Annotated in this window: 19 protein-coding genes and 1 pseudogene; 5 read left to right on the plus strand and 15 right to left on the minus strand. The window is 35.7% G+C overall.

All coding sequences use genetic code 11. The features are described from left to right. The first annotated feature begins 12 nt into the window (after window positions 1-12). Window positions 13-981 carry a nuclease-related domain-containing protein gene (locus D2K62_RS09875; RefSeq protein WP_157967878.1) on the plus strand — a complete coding sequence of 323 codons (969 nt, stop codon included), beginning with the start codon at window positions 13-15 and terminating at the stop codon, window positions 979-981. 341 nt (window positions 982-1,322) lie between these two features. On the opposite strand, the gene hpf is transcribed toward D2K62_RS09875, so the two are convergent. The 5 genes from hpf to D2K62_RS09900 all read right to left on the minus strand — a co-directional run bounded on the left by hpf (window position 1,323) and on the right by D2K62_RS09900 (window position 6,316). Then, complete coding sequence (hpf, locus tag D2K62_RS09880; RefSeq protein ID WP_112181885.1) at window positions 1,323-1,874, minus strand: ribosome hibernation-promoting factor, HPF/YfiA family; 552 nt, start codon at window positions 1,872-1,874, stop codon at window positions 1,323-1,325. Between the two features lie 267 nt (window positions 1,875-2,141). Continuing rightward, window positions 2,142-2,912, minus strand: a complete 771-nt coding sequence (locus D2K62_RS09885) for a PHP domain-containing protein (RefSeq protein ID WP_112181886.1) — start codon at window positions 2,910-2,912, stop codon at window positions 2,142-2,144. 19 nt (window positions 2,913-2,931) lie between these two features. Beyond that, window positions 2,932-3,750, minus strand: a complete 819-nt coding sequence (locus D2K62_RS09890) for an energy-coupling factor transporter transmembrane component T family protein (protein WP_112181887.1) — start codon at window positions 3,748-3,750, stop codon at window positions 2,932-2,934. After that, a complete protein-coding gene (locus D2K62_RS09895; RefSeq protein ID WP_117161381.1) occupies window positions 3,734-5,443 on the minus strand; it encodes an ABC transporter ATP-binding protein in 1,710 nt (569 codons plus the stop codon). The genes D2K62_RS09890 and D2K62_RS09895 overlap by 17 nt, the downstream gene beginning before the upstream one ends. Continuing rightward, on the minus strand, window positions 5,444-6,316 hold the full coding sequence (locus tag D2K62_RS09900) for a DUF8171 family membrane protein (RefSeq protein ID WP_112181889.1): 873 nt from the start codon (window positions 6,314-6,316) through the stop codon (window positions 5,444-5,446). Window positions 6,317-6,508: 192 nt separating this feature from the next. Here D2K62_RS09900 and D2K62_RS09905 point away from each other — a divergent pair, with 192 nt between their 5' ends. Further along, window positions 6,509-7,345: a MurR/RpiR family transcriptional regulator gene (locus tag D2K62_RS09905; protein ID WP_112181890.1), complete on the plus strand. Its 837-nt coding sequence runs from the start codon at window positions 6,509-6,511 to the stop codon at window positions 7,343-7,345. A 78-nt stretch (window positions 7,346-7,423) separates the two neighbouring features. Beyond that, complete coding sequence (locus tag D2K62_RS09910; RefSeq protein WP_112181891.1) at window positions 7,424-8,893, plus strand: methyl-accepting chemotaxis protein; 1,470 nt, start codon at window positions 7,424-7,426, stop codon at window positions 8,891-8,893. 816 nt (window positions 8,894-9,709) lie between these two features. Here the strand turns inward: D2K62_RS09910 and D2K62_RS19150 are convergent. The 5 genes and pseudogenes from D2K62_RS19150 to D2K62_RS09935 form a co-directional block, all read right to left on the minus strand. Further along, window positions 9,710-9,841 (minus strand): annotated as a pseudogene (locus D2K62_RS19150) (IS110 family RNA-guided transposase); the annotation flags it as partial. Between the two features lie 655 nt (window positions 9,842-10,496). Further along, window positions 10,497-10,976, minus strand: coding sequence for a DinB family protein (locus D2K62_RS09920; protein WP_112181892.1), 480 nt, complete (start codon window positions 10,974-10,976; stop codon window positions 10,497-10,499). Between the two features lie 26 nt (window positions 10,977-11,002). Continuing rightward, window positions 11,003-11,557: an HPP family protein gene (locus tag D2K62_RS09925; RefSeq protein ID WP_112181893.1), complete on the minus strand. Its 555-nt coding sequence runs from the start codon at window positions 11,555-11,557 to the stop codon at window positions 11,003-11,005. Between the two features lie 127 nt (window positions 11,558-11,684). Beyond that, a complete protein-coding gene (locus D2K62_RS09930) occupies window positions 11,685-12,260 on the minus strand; it encodes a CGNR zinc finger domain-containing protein (RefSeq protein WP_112181894.1) in 576 nt (191 codons plus the stop codon). 457 nt (window positions 12,261-12,717) lie between these two features. After that, window positions 12,718-13,086, minus strand: coding sequence for a winged helix-turn-helix transcriptional regulator (locus D2K62_RS09935; RefSeq protein ID WP_232824122.1), 369 nt, complete (start codon window positions 13,084-13,086; stop codon window positions 12,718-12,720). A gap of 129 nt (window positions 13,087-13,215) precedes the next feature. Here D2K62_RS09935 and D2K62_RS09940 point away from each other — a divergent pair, with 129 nt between their 5' ends. Further along, complete coding sequence (locus D2K62_RS09940; RefSeq protein WP_112181895.1) at window positions 13,216-13,989, plus strand: SDR family NAD(P)-dependent oxidoreductase; 774 nt, start codon at window positions 13,216-13,218, stop codon at window positions 13,987-13,989. 717 nt (window positions 13,990-14,706) lie between these two features. Next, entirely contained in the window at window positions 14,707-15,015 is a 309-nt protein-coding gene (locus D2K62_RS09945) for a DUF4190 domain-containing protein (RefSeq protein WP_112181896.1), read from the plus strand. Window positions 15,016-15,061: 46 nt separating this feature from the next. Here D2K62_RS09945 and D2K62_RS09950 read toward each other — a convergent pair whose 3' ends face one another. The 5 genes from D2K62_RS09950 to flaG are packed head-to-tail and all read right to left on the minus strand — an operon-like array spanning window position 15,062 to window position 18,136. Next, window positions 15,062-15,445 carry a DUF8042 domain-containing protein gene (locus D2K62_RS09950; protein WP_112181897.1) on the minus strand — a complete coding sequence of 128 codons (384 nt, stop codon included), beginning with the start codon at window positions 15,443-15,445 and terminating at the stop codon, window positions 15,062-15,064. An 8-nt stretch (window positions 15,446-15,453) separates the two neighbouring features. Continuing rightward, window positions 15,454-15,807 carry a flagellar protein FliT gene (gene fliT, locus D2K62_RS09955; RefSeq protein ID WP_112181898.1) on the minus strand — a complete coding sequence of 118 codons (354 nt, stop codon included), beginning with the start codon at window positions 15,805-15,807 and terminating at the stop codon, window positions 15,454-15,456. Next, window positions 15,807-16,208, minus strand: a complete 402-nt coding sequence (fliS, locus tag D2K62_RS09960) for a flagellar export chaperone FliS (RefSeq protein ID WP_112181899.1) — start codon at window positions 16,206-16,208, stop codon at window positions 15,807-15,809. The genes fliT and fliS overlap by 1 nt, the downstream gene beginning before the upstream one ends. 21 nt (window positions 16,209-16,229) lie before the next feature. Beyond that, the gene (locus D2K62_RS09965) at window positions 16,230-17,747 is read right to left on the minus strand and encodes a flagellar hook-associated protein 2 (protein ID WP_112181900.1); all 1,518 of its coding nucleotides are present in this window, start codon (window positions 17,745-17,747) and stop codon (window positions 16,230-16,232) included. 17 nt (window positions 17,748-17,764) lie between these two features. Further along, entirely contained in the window at window positions 17,765-18,136 is a 372-nt protein-coding gene (gene flaG / locus D2K62_RS09970) for a flagellar protein FlaG (RefSeq protein ID WP_112181901.1), read from the minus strand. Between the last annotated feature and the right edge of the window lie 160 nt (window positions 18,137-18,296).

Raw genomic sequence — 18,296 nt, forward strand, 5'->3', positions numbered from 1 at the left:
GAGGTATCTATTTTGATCATTCGTCCCCCTGTAAAGAACCCCTTACTTAAGCAACTAGAAGTACTCCTCCCTCGGCTCGACCGTTCCAATCCTAATTATGAAAAGCTCGATAATCTCCTTGGCAGAGAGACTGCTGGCTATTTTGGTGAAACATCATTAGACTATTACTTTAATTTAACGAATATAAAGGAAACATTACTTTTATATGGATTACGATTACCAGCTGAAGCTAATGCATTCCAGATTGATGCACTACTCTTAACACGTTCCATTTGTTTTATCATTGAAGCGAAGAATATGAAAGGGACGATTACCTTTAATCAAAACGACCAGATGATTCGGACCCTCGATCAAATTTCAGAGACATTCCGTAATCCAGAAATTCAAGCAGATGTGCAGAAAAGGCAACTGAGGGAATTTTTGGCGAAGTCTGGATTTCCTGCAATTCCAATTCACCCAATCGTGACATTTACCCATCCGCGGGTTATTCTTCAATCCGACCAGAAATATGATGATATCCTCACTAACGAACGACTACCCAATCGAATTAATGCTGTTAAAAGCGCGCATTCAAAAGTAGTTTATCAAAAAAGACAACTCGATAAACTAGCACACTTCCTAAATAAAAAGCATCAAGCTAACCATTATTCTGTAGTCGAAAGATATCAGATACCAGACCAAAGAATTCGTAAAGGCGTATGGTGTCAAAGTTGCCAATCTAATGGATTAAGAAATATAATGCACCGCATAAAACGCTACTGGTACTGCCCAATTTGCCACGAAAAAAATAATACAGCCCATATCCAAGCACTACGCGAATATGCGCAACTATTTGGAACTTCTATTACAAATAAACAAGCACGGCAATTCCTTGGCCTAGAATCTGAATCTGCAACTAAGCGTATCCTAGCAAACTTAGAATTAAGTAGTACAGGAAAAACAAAAGGACGCGTTTACTATTTAGATAGACTACTCGAGTAATAGTGCTTCCGTTGGATTACTGCTTAGCTCCGCCGAATTAATACACACTTCCGCTGAATTAACGCGCACTTCCGTCGGATTAACGCTCGCTCCGCTGAATTAACAGGCACTTCCGTCGAATTACTGCTCACTCCGCCGAATTAACAGGTACTTCCGTCGAATTACTGCTCGCTCCGCCGAATTAATAGGCACTTCCGCCGGATTACCACTCAACTCCGCCGAATTAACACCCTCTTCCATCAGATTAAATTACTGCACATTGCCCCAAAGCCTTCCACCAGTAAAAAATTCCATCAAAATAGGGTTCCGCCTAAGCGGAACCCTTTATTATTAAGTAATAGTTAACTTGTTTCAATTAGACCGTATTTTCCATCTTTACGTCGATAGACAACGTTTGTGTCTCCTGATTCTGCATCTGTGAATACATAGAATGTATGTCCAAGCATATCCATTTGTAGGATCGCTTCTTCAGAATCCATTGGTTTTAAGTCAAATCGTTTTGTACGAACAACTTCTAAACCATCTTCTTCCTCATCGTATCCTTCTTCTATTTCTTTTTCCATTTCCGCAAAAATATGTTTTGGTGCACCTTGTTGACGAGCTTTGCGATTAACTTTTGTTTTATATTTCCGAATTTGTCTTTCTAACTTATCTACTACTAAATCAACTGCGGCATACAAATCAGTATGTTGTTCCTCAGCACGCAATAATAGATTTATCATCGGGATGGTAATTTCAATTTTTTGTTCTTCTTTATAGACACTTAGATTCACGTTTACATCTGATTTTGGGGGTGTATCAAAATAACGTTCTAACTTACTAACCTTTTTCTCAATGTATTCTTTTATTGCCCCTGTTACCTCAACGTTTTCTCCACGAATGTTATATTTCATAATAAGTGTCCTCCTTTATATATCTATATTTCTATATTACCCTGTCTTATTCCTGCATAAACTCATAAAAAATTTGTCGAAAATTTAAAAAATACGATAGAAAATTTTACAATCACCTCTGAACACTGATATATCAACATTTTGTTAACGCTGTCATCTAACAGTATGCAAAACTATTTGTTAAAAAAATTTACAAACCGTACACATTTTAAATAAACAAATAAAAAAACCGAGCTTATAATCGCTCGATTCTCACACGCGTATTTTTTATCTAACAGCTGTTTGATCTTCTAACAACTTTTTCATATATTTTTTCACTAATGCAGCTGCTTTTACTTTTATCATTAAATTGTCTGCTATCTCTACTTGATAATTCCCATTCCTAATTGCCGTCTTTAGTTCCCCAACAGTAGAGCATACTTGTTCAAACTGATTAAACACAGCGCTATACTGGAGGAATTGATGGGTATCACTACCTCCGACAATTGGTAAACCTAGTTCTTTCGCAAAATCGATCAATTGCGTATAGTATGGTTCCACACCTTGTGCGTATAAATCTTTACCATTTAAATCTAGTGCATCTAATCGGCGTAATTGTTCTGGCAGTAAATGTGTTAATGGGGTACCCTTACGAAATGGATGAGCACCAATTTTCAAAATATTATATTCCGCCGCAAAATCCATCAATTGATCAAATTCAATAAAATTGGCTGGGTCTGTGTAAGGTTCAAGTGCAGAACGGATCTCCAATATATCGTTGCGATCACCTATCAATAAGATATGTCCAACCTCTTTGACATCAACCTCAATGCCAGGAAAAACACGGATATCGCCAACTACATAATAGCCATTTTCATAAGTATATTTGCCATCGATATAATCATAAATGTCCATAAATCGTTTCGTATTAAAATGCTCTGTCATGGCAAGTGCCGTTAATCCACTTTTACTCGCCTCTTCCATCATTTCTGCAAAATAATCTGGCATAAACATTGATTTTTTTGATATTTTTACATGACTATGAAAATCAATTTTCATTCTAGTATTCTCCTTTTTATTAAGAAATAGTTCCTAACATAAACACACCAACCATATAAACAATCGATAAAACTAAAAACGCGTAATCTCTACGTCTCATTCGCAAATGGGCTAGTTTAATCTTTTTCACTTTTGGATGGTTGAATCCGTAGAAGCTACCTTTCGTTTCTAGTGCTTCAACAGTTGTTCGTGCCCGCTTCGCTGTGCTTAATAACAGCGGATAAAACGATAAGACAGCTATTTTACAAAAGTAAGTAATCGAGCGCCAGTATAAAAAGCCATGTCGAACTGGTGCTTTTCCACGTAAGCGAAATGATAAGAAAACATGATGATATTCCTCTAACAAACTAGGAAGCATCCGGTATCCATACGCAATACTGAACGAAACCTGGCCAGGAACACCAATTTTCAACAGGCCATTACTCAATTTCTCGGGATCCATTGAACAAAAGACAATAATACTAGCAAGCGAGATCACCGACAGTTTTAACGTCAAGACGAGCAATGGAATAATTACCGATACATCGCCACCAAAAAAGAGTGATGCGATTAAAAGATAACCGCCTTGTCCAAGTAAGCCTAAACAAAGGATAAAGACAATTAACGGACTGACTTTCGCGAAAAAAGTAAGCACAACCATCAACGCAAACATCCCTAACAAGACAACTTGATTATGAATAAACCAAGGCACAATACCGAAAAAGAGATACCAAGTAAACAGTGTACGCGGATCTAATTTTGCTAAAAATGTATCACCATTTCCATAAGCAGTATTTAATAATTCGATTTTCATCTGTTCTACTGATAATTTATCGGAGAACTTACGCGTATATTCCATCAAATTCCTCCTTCTGCTTCCAAGCAGCAACAAAATCAGTTACCGTATAAGCTAAAGGTTCAACCTGTAGTGCTTTACTAAGCTCCAATATTTGCGGTGCTTTCAATCCAGCGCGATCTAACAATGCTGCATTACCAAACACAGAAGCTCGATCACCATCATGGATGATTTGCCCGTTGTTTAAGACAATAATTCGATTCGCCCATTCTGCAACAAGCTGCATATCATGTGTCGCGATTACTACTGCGGCAATTTCTTCTAAATCACTAATTAATCTAGTAATATGTTTACGGGTCGCAATATCCAAGTTTGCTGTAGGTTCATCTAAGAGAATCACTTCTGGATCCATCGCAACACCAATCGCAAGTGATGCCCGGCGTTGCTGTCCCCCACTCATCAATCTGCTATCCCTATCCTGTAAATCCGTTAATTCGAATTGCTCGAGAATCTTATCAACCTTTTCTTGATAGCCTTCTACTTTCCTAGCTTTTAAGAAAAATTCAACATCTTTACGTACACTATCCTCGATAAACATTTGCTCTGGATTTTGATAGACATAGGTGACAAGATCAGCCAACTTCTCGGGTGAAACATCCCGTGTATTCATATTCTTAACCATTACATTGCCTGCTTCAGGTTTAACCAAGGCTGTGATCAGACGCATTAATGAAGATTTTCCTGCACCGTTATTGCCAACTAATGCAATATGATCGCCATGATGAATCGTTAAGTCAATTCCATTTAAGACTTGATTTTTCGATCGCGTAATCGTTTTATAGGAAAAACTAACGTCCTTCATTTCGACTATCGTTTCACGCAATGGTCTTACTTCGACAGATTCTTCAAGCAGACTTCCTACTCGCTCTTCTTTTTCAAAAAAAGTGCGTGCTTGCGCTAGTGTGATCGGTAATTTCACAGCTTGCGTATTCCCAAGTTGATAAGATGCTTGCGTTACTTGCGGCGGATAGATTTGACTAGCAACCAACGCCTCTACATTTTGCAAGGCAGCATTTGTCTCTTTTTTCCAAACCACTTTTCCTTGATCCATTAAAACAACCTCTTTACAATATGATGCAATAAATTCTGTATGGTGTTCAATTACGATAATTGTCTTGCCATCTTCTTCATTTATCCTTTGTAAAATCTGATAGATCTCTTCCGCGTGTTGGGGATCGAGTTGTGCGACAGGTTCATCAATAATTAAAATATCAGGATCAAGTGATAACGCACCAGCTAGAGCTAATAGATGCTTTTGACCACCACTTAATTGCCAGATGAATTCTTGATCATACCCGACTAAACCAACACGATCTAAAGCACGTTTTCCCCGTTCTTTAAAATCAGCATAGCCAAAATTTAGTGGCGCAAAGCTCGCGTCTTCTAAAACACGTGGACTCACCAATTGGTTCTCAAAATCTTGATACACATAGCCAACATCATGAGACAGTTCTGCTACTTTTTGTTCGGTTGTTACAAGATCATTGACAGTTACTTTTCCACTGAAATCTCCTACATAATAATGTGGAATCAAGCCATTAAGAAGCTTACATAAGGTTGATTTACCACTACCGTTACTACCCATGATTGCGACGAATGTACCTTTTTCTAAAGATAAGGATACATTCTCTAAAACGGGTGCATCACCACCTGGATATTGAAACGTAACCTGATCAATTTCAATTTGTGCAGTCATTTATGAAATCCTTTCTTCTTCTAAATTGGTAGCCTTTTTCTTGATCATTACAGCAATTGTAATACCTGCCACGATTGCAGCGACTGCAATACTAACCCAGATAAATCCATCACCAAACATCCCAACAAAGTCCGCTTCCCATTCCCAATTAAAACCAGCCTCTGATAAATATTCAAATAGAAACGCTGCACCAGCTAAGAAGATCCCAAGTACAACTAAACGCGGCCCAACAATTTCACCAAGCGAATACCTTGTCTGATTATCACGAGGTTTCATCCCAAGTAAAGGCTCCATCTTCCCGTATAAACGCGGAACCAAGTATACCGTTGGAAGTAAAGCAAACAGAATACCGGAGAACAGAACATCATTTAAAAACGCAAATCCTTCAATAATAACGACACTCTCTGCTAAGCCAGATACTGCTTCTAACTCTTCCACCCCAACCCAAACTTTCATAATATCAACCATCGAGCTAATCGCTTGGTGAATAATGACACCCATCATTGCTGCAACCGCAACTTGGCGTTTATTACGTGGATCACGCACGAGTGTACCAGCAATATACATGGCTAATGAGAAAGCAATAAACTTCTCTAATTCACCAAATCCACCGAATTGACCAAGCATAATTTCGCCAAAAATAACTTCCCCTAATGCCGCACCAATTGCGGCATATAACGGATGAAACAACATACATAACGTAAGTGGGATAAAAGCAAAATACTCAATTGAAAATTCAATTGGACCGAGATTAACCGATGGTACCAATTCTGTTATCATGTTCGATAAACCGTATAAGGACATTGATAAAATAAATACCATCATTTTCTGTGCTTGTGTTAATGTGTAGCGCTCTTTTTTTAATTGACTCATTTTCTTTTCCCTCCTCATATTAACTTACTTTCATTGTAAGGTAGGGTTATTAATCTACTTTAGGCTTGTCGTAAAGAAGATGTAAATTTATTAACGTTATTTATCATTATGTAAATTTTCTTTCATAAAGCTCTACTTTAGATTGAAATATGCTAGTCTGAAAGTATTCTGTACAAGAAGGAGCGCACACATATGATCAGTTTCGATTGGGATACGTCATCCATGTCACCAACGCAAGTTAAAATTGCAAATTATATTCAAAAAAATACCCAACAGGTCTTGCTCTCAACGGAAAATGAAATTGCGATTGCAGTTAATGTTAGCATTGCTTCTGTCTCCCGTTTTTGGCAGGCTGTCGGTTTTCACAATTTCAAAGCATTCAAAAAAAAGATGCAGACAAGCCTAGAAGTCTCACCCGCTGGAAAATGGAAGGATTTAATAGATAAAGTAGAAAAACAGTCCTCCTTGCAATTTCATACATTAGAAGCTGCGGTTCATCATTTACATCAAACGATGGAATATGTCTCCAACCATGCTTTTCAAAAGGCAGTTTCATTGCTTACGGAAGCTAGAAAAGTTTATTTGTATAGTCCTGGGCCATCACTTGGTTTGGCTACATTAATGCAGTACCGCATGAGTCGCTTTGACTGTGACATATCAATTATTCAGCAAGGCGGTAGCGAAATTTTTGAAGAGCTAATGCATGTGAAGCAAACTGATGTTGTCGTTATCTTTGGCTTTGTCCGCCTACTTCCTGAAGCAAAAGTGATTTTAGACCATGCTAAAAAGGTTGGCTATCAAACGATTATTATTACCGATCAAGTCATATTCGATTTTGCCAAGGAAGCTGATGTTGTCTTATTTGCAAGTCGTGGCGAAGAACACGCTTTTCACTCAATGATTGCACCAACTTTTTTAATAGAGAATTTAATTATTTCGATTGGCATGCAACATACAGCTGAAAATGTAAATAGATTGGAAAAATTAAGCGAATTAAGAAAAAAGTATGAAAATAAATTACCTAGATAAGTAAAACGAACTAAATTTTTTCATCTTTTCAACCGATATATAAGGATAAAGGTCTATTTAGAAAAGGAGTTTTTAAAATTGAATGAAATAGAAAAAATGAAGTGGCAAGATCTACTGAAGAAAAATACGTTAATGTTGATCGTCATGTCGATCACGTTAGCTACTGGTACAATAAATGCATTTTTTGGGAGTGATACGACAACACTATTATTCTATCTTGCAGAACTACTGATCGGTATTATCGCATACGTATTATTACAACGCATATGGAAAAAACCAACAATTGTCCCATACCTATTCATCACGACATTTTATGGATCGATTTATATCTTTTTATTTACACAAGGTGGAAGTGCACAAATAGTTTTAATCTTGTTCTTTCTAACTGTTTTCTCCGCCATACAAATGAAGCGTGGTATATTTTTATATGGCTATGTACTAGGACTAGGAATCATCTTTTTTAATTCAATGACAGCAGAAGCAACTGTTGTAAAAGAATTAGTTAGTTACACCGTCTTACTTTACTTATTATTTGGCTTGATCTTCTTTGTATTAATTCACTTATCCAGTCAACAAAATAAGCGTCTAGGCGACATGTTAGCTGATTCAGCACAATATAATCTAGATAAAGAAAGACAACGTACGATTATCGAACAAAGCGTCACATCTATTGTCGAAAAAATTTCTGAAGTGAATGAACAACTACAAACAAATGTCATATCACAAAATGAGATGACAATCGCCATCAATGAAATTGCTGTAGGAAGTCAAACACAATCTGAACAAATTACGGATATTTCGGAGAACACGATTCAAACAAAACAAAGTATTGACCATGTCCACAGTACATCAGAAATGCTATATAAAGAGTCAATTCAAGCAAGTGAATTAACCGACAATGGTAAGAAAAAAATGGACAGTCTTAACCAAAATAACCAAGCAGTGGAAAGTGTGATCAACCAATTAAACAATACCTTTGCTGTGTTAACTAATAAAATCGCTGAAACCAATCAATTTGCGGGGACAATTAGAGATATTACCGAACAAACTAATCTACTAGCATTAAATGCATCAATCGAAGCGGCCCGTGCAGGTGAGGCTGGAAAAGGATTTGCAGTTGTAGCAGACGAAATTCGCAAACTAGCAGATAACACACAACAAATAACCGAGAAAATCACAGGTAATCTAACGGAACTTAACACGAGTAACCAAGAAGCAATTGAGCAAATGGCCCTAAGCAAAGAAAAAATTTCCTATGGCGTTACCTCATCAAATGAAGTAACAAGCTATTTTGAACAAATTGCTACAACAATGAGTAAGCTCCACAGTGAATTAAAAAGTTTCACTACAATGGCCGAAAAAGTGCAAGGCCAATCAAACCAAGTTGAAGGATCAACCAATGACCTTGCAGCGATCATCCAACAAGCTTCCGCTAGTTTAGAAGAATTAAGTGCTTCTGTCACAGAACAAACAGACAGCAACAAACAACTAGCGGTTATTATGGAAGAGACAGTTAAGGAAGCACAACAGATTAAAGAGAACTTTTAGATAGATGAGGAAAGCAGATTGTATTTAACTACAATCTGCTTTTTTCTTTTATATTATTGTTGTTATTTAAAAATATTTATTCCAGCGTAACTGCCATGTTGATTTTCGCTTCGGGCAGTTGCTTTCCGAAGTGGATCTTCAGATCTTTCTTTTCCCGCTGGACTTTGAATTTAACTTCCTGAACCTACACCGCACGCAGAAAATTGAACTTTATTTTCAAGTAGTCGACTACCCTAAGCTACAATCAAAGAGTATAGTGTGATCATCTGTTGTTTGTTGCATTACAAACGTTTACCCATAAAAAACCTATATTTCAACTTGGAATTAGGCTTAGCTTATGGTCTTCCACGCTCGATTGCACAATATCGTTTTTTTTATTGAATAGTATGCTTGTACTCCCTCAGTTAGATTCTATTTACTCACAAATGCTCGCTTATACGCAGGATTCCAGACCACTTCTAAGAACAATGACGGATGAATGGAATGAGTTTTGATAATAAAGGCTATATGAAGGCATACGGGAATAGAGGAGTTATAAATAGCTCCATTTATTTCCATAAGATACTGTAGGCATTCTCCACGCCGCCCCTGGAGGCTATCCCTCCCATGTCTCAACGGGTCATTTGCCCTTTCATTCCTTCGTCATGCCTATCCAAGGGGTGGAGGCCGTTTTTGCTGCGCAAACGGGTCAGTGCCTTAGGTACAACGGTATCCAGTACTCCGCGCTTTCTCTGTAATCCTACGAATAAGCCAACATTCAAGAATTATTAAACTACTATTAATCACTTTAAAGTCATACTTGGTTTACAATTAGAATTAAGCTGCTATAGCTGCAAATGGTTGTACTTTCTGAGAACAATATGGTTCATGACTTTTAGCTATTGCCACCAGTATTCTTGCTAGTTTTCCTACGAGTTTCATTATAGATTTCATTTTTTTCATCTTTTTATGGCCCGTAGATGAAGATGCACTTGAATTCTTTACCGATGCTGCACTAATTTCTAAAGGTACTGCTTCCCAAATAATCATGTTTCACGAGAGATTTTGATTAGTATGACCACTATAAGGGGTACAGACTACTACTATCCCTTTTTATTTTTTCTTGATTAAAATCGTTCTGGGTGTGTGTGGAGAAGGCTTGTTAGAGAAATTGTAGCAAGAATTTTAGACATCGGAAGCCATGTCATGAAGCTAAGATACTGAAAAATGTCAATTAATGATTCATCATAAATATTTTAAATAATAGGTAGGCGTTTTTTTACATAAAAAACAGGAGAGATAGTAACCCTACCATGCTCTCCTCTCCTTCTCTTATAACTAGCTAAACTAATTAATTAAAAGCATGAGCCACCGCTTCGTCATCACTGATGTTATGAGCATGAAAAACATTACTATACTTTCAATTTAACCGGAAAGGTCGAAACAATCTTCTTATTTGATAATTATTAATGTTTTGATTTTATAAAGACCCTTTGTACGAAGAATTAAATTATTAATATCAACCTTTAACAGAGCTAAAAAAAAAGCTATACAATAGCTCCTTTTTCGATCGAACCAAGATTATATTCTCCCATTCATGAATCTCCAACTTGATATTCATCATCTACATTTCACTTTGAATTATCCGTTTAATTGATTTAATTGCATCAAAATGCATTCCCTCATGGTACAAACAAAAGCTAAGAAGTGCTTCTACCGTTGATAAAGTAAGACCAGTTGATGTCGTATATGGTTTGTCTACGTACGTTTTCAATTGTGACCTCTGTGTTTTTTCAATCCGATCCACTTGTTTTTTTAACATTGTAATTAATTCATCAAGCTTAGGTATTTCTACATTTATCCATTCACTAGGTCTTGTACCTGGACTAAAAATATCTAAGAAATTACCTGGTATTTTAGTTTCTTCTCCAGTTACATGAAAAGCGAATTTTTCATGAATTAAATAGATATGTCCTAAATTCCATTTTATATTATTATTGAAATGTTCTGGTGTGATAAGCGATGACGCTTCATCTAATTCTGAAACCCGTTCAATTGTATTGTTGCGTGCAAACCATAATTGCTCAAAGATAAAACCACTCATTTTCATCGTCTCCTTTTATGTAAAATTTAAACCCAGAAAGTTGGGTATTTCCTATCACTACGTAAATTATTGATTAATAATGCAAGTAATACAATGATTACTGAACCTATTAAAACCGGTGAAACTAGAAGTCCCCAACTATATTCTCCCATCATAACAACAAGTGGATCAGCACCTGCTGGAGGGTGTGTCGTTTTTGTCAACATCATTGCAGCAACTGCTAGACCGACTGCTAGACCTATTGACCAGGGACTAGCACCAAATAGATGATAGACAGACAAACCTGCGAAAGTTGAAATAACGTGTCCACCAATAATATTTCTGGGTTGTGATAACGGAGAATTCCAAACACCAAACGCTAACACACAACTTGCACCAAATGGCGCTATTAACCATCCTATTGATGTAATATTAGTCAGTATAACTAAAGAAAAAATAGTTAGAAAACCTCCAATTAGTCCTGTTAGTGCATCCTTTGGCACTATTTTTAATGTGCTCCTTCCCTCTCCTCGCATTTTCAAGAAATATGCTAATCGTGTAACACTTCGATTTTCTTGATCTGAGATACTTTTATTACCCATTTTTTTCCTCCTTTTAATTTATAGCTTTAGTTTAACTCTTTAATACTAACCTGTCAATATTAATTTTAAAGGTTAGTTATTGTAATTAAAAAAAAGCAACCCTTCTAAGAGTTGATCCTTTACTATATTAGCTTTTTTTTCTTGACTGAAATTGAGCAACCTTGTTCCTATTCCCACAAATTTTCATTGAACACCATTTGCGACGACCAGTCTCATCAATAAATAATAGGACGCATTCAGGATTTGAGCAATGTTTGAGATAAGACAACTTATTATGATGGATTAAGCTTAATGCGTCATAAGCAATATACGATTCTAACACATCCTCAATTTTTCCAACTGGCTTAGGTATAAGTTTATTATTTACAAGCTTATATATAAATGGTGCATTCTCAATCTTTTTTTCTAAAAGAGTTATAAATTTCTCTTGAATTGGCTGTCCATCAGCTATTAATTCAAAATTATTGCGTAAAATAGCGCGCATTTCTAAAAGCCTTGATAAGATACTTCGAATTTGAGATTCAATCTTTTCATAATCCTCTTTATTCAAAAACAAGTTTACTTTCATATCATCAAGCCAATTAAGTAAGTCTTCTTCCTCCACTAATAGATCTTGCCTTTCTCCACGTCTTACAATTTCAGTGTTAACTATATCGATAGAGAGATTATCTGATATAAGCGGGAATTTCTTCGACTCTACCATCCACTCAACTCCTATTACCTTATATTTTAACTCGTGAAATACCGATTAATCGGTTATATTTCTATTATAACCGATAGTTAAAAAGTATGCCCATAACTACCTATTCTTCTTCAAGTAACGTTTTCCGTTAGTGTTAGCGAAAATAGTAATAAATCATTCTGAAACAGAAGTTATTTATTGCATCGTAGTCTTGTACTGTGCAGCAAATAACTTTGTGGTAATTAGTTGATTTCCCCCATATTGTTATATTATCTGTGATTTATCAAAATAGAAGTTGCTACATTCGACAACTCCTTGGTCAACATATGAATGGATTTATGATTGTTTAAAGTTAAACGTGGATAGAAGAAACACGTCAACTAGACGATTCACTTAACCAATTCACACTCTTTCTCCAACGAAGTAAATGAAAAAATATATTTTCCCCAGAAATTTTCTGCAAAAACAAGCTCAATTCTTATTCCTTTTGATACTTGATGCCCCACTTATACATTTCATAATAAACGGGAAGTAAATCTTTCCCTTTTTCTGTAATTGTATATTCAACACGTGGAGGGATTTCATTATATTGTTTCCTTGTGATTAAACCATCCTTTTCTAGCTCTCGTAACGTCGTAGTTAGCATAGTATTTGTAATTTTTGGGATAGCTCGATTAAGCTGACCAAAACGAGCGCTTTTTAAAGCGATAATTTCAAATAGTACTTGATTCTTCCACTTCCCCTGCAAGACATTGAAAACAGGATCAAGCGGGTTAAAACTAGGATTGCAGTTTTCTTGATTATTTAAATTTTGGGCCATTAATTCTTGTAAATTCGGTATGTTCATTGTTTTTTTCACTCCTTAGTATTGTCCACCGTACTTAGTAAGGAATTTTTGCGTACTTGAAATGAATATCACTTAGTACGATAATCATACTAGTACAAATAATATACCAAAAATAAAGGGGATTCAATAATGAAAACATTGTTAATTACAGGAGGTACTAGTGGCATTGGCAAAGGACTGGCGAAGTATTATTTAGCAACTGGGAATAGGGTCATTATCGTAAGCAGAAATAAAGGTGATCTACCTAATGCTATTTATCTTCAAGCAGATCTGAGTCTTGTTTCGGAAAACTACCGTATTATCGAGAATATCCAAAGGACCTATGGCGCAATCGATGGATTGATTCTTTGCGCTGTCCTACAAACATCTCGTAAAGACGCTTTTATCACACAAGAAGGTTTAGAATTCACCTTTGCTTTGCAGTATTTAAGTCGGTATATCCTTTCAAATCGATTAGCATTTAATGATGACTCTTTTATTTTAAATGTTGCTACCCCCGGTATCTACAGCCCCATCAACTTTGACGATTTAGAATATCGTCGCAAGTTTAACAGCGTGAAGGCTAACGGCAATGCCAACCGGCTAAATGACTTGTTGGGTGCAGGATTCAAACGCAAGGGCGTTCGTTATATTTTATATAATCCAATGGCTGTAAGAACATCTGGGGCTAGATCAGTCTTTGCGAATCCATTAATGAGAATATTCTTGAGAGTAGTTCACCGTCTAGTAGGACATGAGGTTGATGAAATCGTGAATAGTATTGTTGACGTATTAAAGGAATCAAGATCGCAGAGTTTCTCAGCTTATAGACTTTCAAAACCTGTTGTATCCATGAAAACATTTAATTCTCAAAAGGCTAAACAGTTGGAAGGGATTACTAAAAAGTTACTTTTAAATGTGTAGGAATTATGAATGGTCTAATAAAAAAATGATAATACCGGAATTAGATTTAAAACGTGGCAAATATACGATTTTTATGTTGCGTCAATTGTAGAATATATTACGAGTAACCAATCTTATGCCAATAGAATATATTTGGAAGTCGCATTAGATTGATGGAAAGAATGCTTATGAAACGACATGTAATCTCGGAACGTATTCAAGTGATCTTAAAATGAAAAGCACACCGCATGAGATATGAATCTACGTATAAATGCTAACTTAGTAATACACAAAAATGATTGAATAAGAATGTACACTTTTAGGTAGTACGTGCATAATTAATTTGAGGTGGAGACATGCATGTACAACTAAATATAGAAACTGTGGCTACTAAAAACCATACTTTATTCTTCATCAAATCCCCACTTTATTATGTATTTTACCCTGTAATTACATAAAATGGAAGTGAAAGGTTCTAAACCTAGTTTTTACTTTCCTGATTTCTGGGAATGAGAATCCTAGAAATTCTGATAAATTTTTCTTTAAGTTAATAACTTTTGATTTTTCATCACTTATCTCAAGATTGAACAAAACTAAACCTATAACAGTTAAAAAGATGCCTCGATAAGCTTACATCACAATTTTCGTTGATTAAAACGTTTTAATACAATAATACTTATGAAAGGAATTTAAGATTCTATAGCCATAAAAAAGTGGTATAATAAACAGGAGTTTTTAATGAAAGGACGTGTTTATATGGAGGAGCAGCAACACTATCAACAGGCACCAGTAACAAATGGAAAGGCAATTGCCTCGTTGGTTCTTGGTATCTTATCTATTGTCATTCCATGGATTGGTTTCATTTTCGGCATTATTGGTATTGTCTTATCAAGCAAGGCAAAAAAGGAAATTGCGAATTATCAACAAGCTGGGAACGGTATGGCAGTTGCGGGTTTGGTAACTAGTATTGTTGGAACAGCATTATACGGACTATTACTTATACTACTAATTTTCTTCAGCATTGCAGTCGGCAATAGTATGTATTAATTTAAAAAGAAGCTCTTGAATCATTTAGATTCAAGAGCTTCTTTGGTTATTGCACCGTATACGGTTCAACAAATGCTATGATTTTTTCTTTCCATGCTTCAAATGCAGGGACAACTTTCTCGTTGAGTAGTTGTCTTTTCTCTTCATTTGACTTCTTCTCAAACCATTCGGATAATAATTTAACGATTTCTTTGTATTCATTTAGCAATGCTTCCATCTCATCACTTTCATCAAAAATGTTCGCTAATTGCCCGTGTGTGGCATTAAGTTGCTGAAATGAAGCTAACAAATCATTAAAGACATCTTGGACTTTAGCAGGTGCCTCTTCTGATAAATTATCTTTTACATATGTGAATCCTTCGCTCATCACAAGCAACATCTCTTTATACTCTCGTAACAGCTGGTAATCACCATCTTTCATTCCTACCATGTTATCACCTATTTCTTTTTATCTAAAAAAGTCCCATCAAAGTTTGACGCATTTTCGTATGGATTTGTATACTTTTGATTAGAAGATTTTTGTCTCTTAACCGAACGCATTTCTACTTTTAGATTCGTGAAAAGATGATTAAGCTTTTGCTCGATTTTCTTATCAATTGGAATTAATCTTTGCCCAATTTCATTTTCTTCTTCGGTGTATGGTGCTTTCACCTCTTGCAAAATCAACTCGCGTTCCGCTAATAATTCTTGAGCATCTTTAATCATCTTTTCTCTATCAATTCCTAACATCGGTTGATCTAATAAGTGATACAATTTCATCGAGATATCTTCTAGCCTTTCCATTCTTTCCATTAAACTTGCGCGCCTTGTGCATATTGCTGTTGACGTGTCTGTTTTACAACTTCTTTCCACGTATCACGAAATTCTTCGACAAGTCCATAAGCTTCGTCGAGAGCCGAGATATCATTTTGGATATTCGCTTCCATCAAGCGATGATTTATATAATCATACATCGGCATCATTTCTTTGGTAATTTCAGCTTTTGGATCTAATGTAAGCATGAACTCACTAATGATTTTTTGTGCCTTTTGAATGTTTGTATTTTTTAATTCTATGTTTTTTTCTTCCATATTTTTTTTTGCTTGTTTAATAAATTTCAAACAACCATTATACAACATTAACGTCAACTCACCTGGTGAGGCAGTGTTAACTGAATTGTTTTTATACGCTTGGTATTGTTGTTGATAAACCATAAAATCTTAACACTCCTTATATTAATAGCTGAATTGTTGTGACAAGTAACTAGACTGCGAATTCATTTGTTGGATCATTTTCTCCATAGCACCAAATTGCGTCCAATAACGGTCTTCTATAGACCGTAATCGATCTTCAAATGCTGAAATCCGATCTTCCATGTCATTCAATTTTCTACCTAATGTATATTGTTGTTCAGTTGAGCTTGCTTTCCCTGCTCTTACTTCAACATTTTTTATTGTACTTGCAATCGAGTCTTCTAAACGATTAATAATACCACGACCAGAACCTTCCACATCGTTAGAGAATAATTTATAGACTGAATCAGGATCTTCTCGCAAGGCAGCTTTTAGCTTATCTTCATTCACTTCTAACTTTCCACGGTCTAAGTAGTTTGATGAAGTAGAAATTCCTATATCTGTGATGCTATTAAAATTACTACTATTATCAACATTACTATACCAGCCATATCGCATAGAGGATAATCCATTCGATAAGGTCGTATCCCCTTTTAATAGACCACTCTTCGATTTTTCTTCCCACTGTTCAATCTCAGTATCTGATAATTCTTCTCTTTGAGCTTCTGTTAACGGTTTATAATCACGATAGCGATCCTCTTGTAAAGCAGCATTAACTGTTTCAATTGCTGTATTATAGCTTTCAATAAACGCCATAATTTTATCATATGATGCATCAATATCATTATCTATCGTTATTGTTGCTGCTGAAGTAGTTACACTCGTAAAGTTAAATGTTACATCGTTTAATGTATAGGAATTTTCTTTGGATGTAAACTCAACACCATTATAAGTAAATGTAGCATCTGTTCCACCAGACTCTTGTGCGGTGTCTAATCGCAATGTATCAGCGAGAAAACCTGTTGTTGTAAATCCAATTTCACTGCCATTTGTATTATAATTACCTGTTGTTGTTCGTTCCATAATAATCTTATCACTTTGCGTATCATATGTTGCGCGAATTTCATTACCAGTTGCTGTACCGATTTTTTTAAGTACACTATTTAACGTATCATCAGCTGTATACACGATATTTGTTGTTACCTCTGCCCCATTTTCATCAAAATACGATATATCGAATGAACCATCACCAGTGATATCAGTCCCACCAAAATCTTGTTCACTCAATTTCCCATATTGATCAATCTTTGTTGTTCCAGAAATACCAGCTGTACTTACATTAATAGCTGTTGTCGCAAGTGAATTTACCCCAATTGAATACGAACTGTTAGTAGCACCAGCTGTTGCTGTTGCTGTGACTGCTGCTTCATTTGTCGAAGCAGATGTTTTGGATTGATATGTTTTTTGCAATTTCATATCTAGAGTCTGTTGATCAAGATCATAAAACAACTTATTCATATCACGATAAGAATCACGTTGCCATGTTGTCCATGAAACATCTTGTTCCATCTTATCTAATGGTAAACGTTCTGCAGCCATTAAATCTTTTACCATTGTATCTGTATCAATTCCAGATGCAAGACCTGTTACCCTACTTGCTGTATCTACACTATAAGCCATATAATCACTCCTCTTTGTTAAATTCGCTCATCTACGATCAATCCCATTGCCTCGGCTATCGATGCATAAACATCCAGCATTTTTTTAGGTGGAATTTCTTTTACTAATTCTTTTGATTCTGAATCTATTACTGTAACATAATACTTTTCCAACTTTTCATGAAATTCAAATTTAATGTCTGTAAAATGTGGTTCTAATAATTGATTTAACTGCTCCACTAATTGTTCTGTTTGAGCACGACTTGGCTGATCCATACTATTTTCTTTAACTTGTTGATATAACTCTACAGATTTCTCATCTTTGGATTTATCTCGCGCAGGTGTCGAAAACGTCGTGTTCTCATTTCTTTGCAGGAGTTGGGATCCAATTTTAATATCCTCAACATTCATGGCAAGTGCCATCTCCTTCTCGATATACTATTTCTTCTATTATCGGAGTATTGTTCGTATATGTGTAGATATTTTTCAAAAAAATTGCTTGACAATAAAAAACACTACAACGATTGCTAGCAGTAGTGCAATTACTTATGCTTTAAAATCAATAGTATTT

It is taken from the genome of Paraliobacillus sp. X-1268, assembly GCF_003426095.1.
Classification (GTDB): Bacteria; Bacillota; Bacilli; order Bacillales; family Amphibacillaceae; genus Paraliobacillus_A; species Paraliobacillus_A zengyii.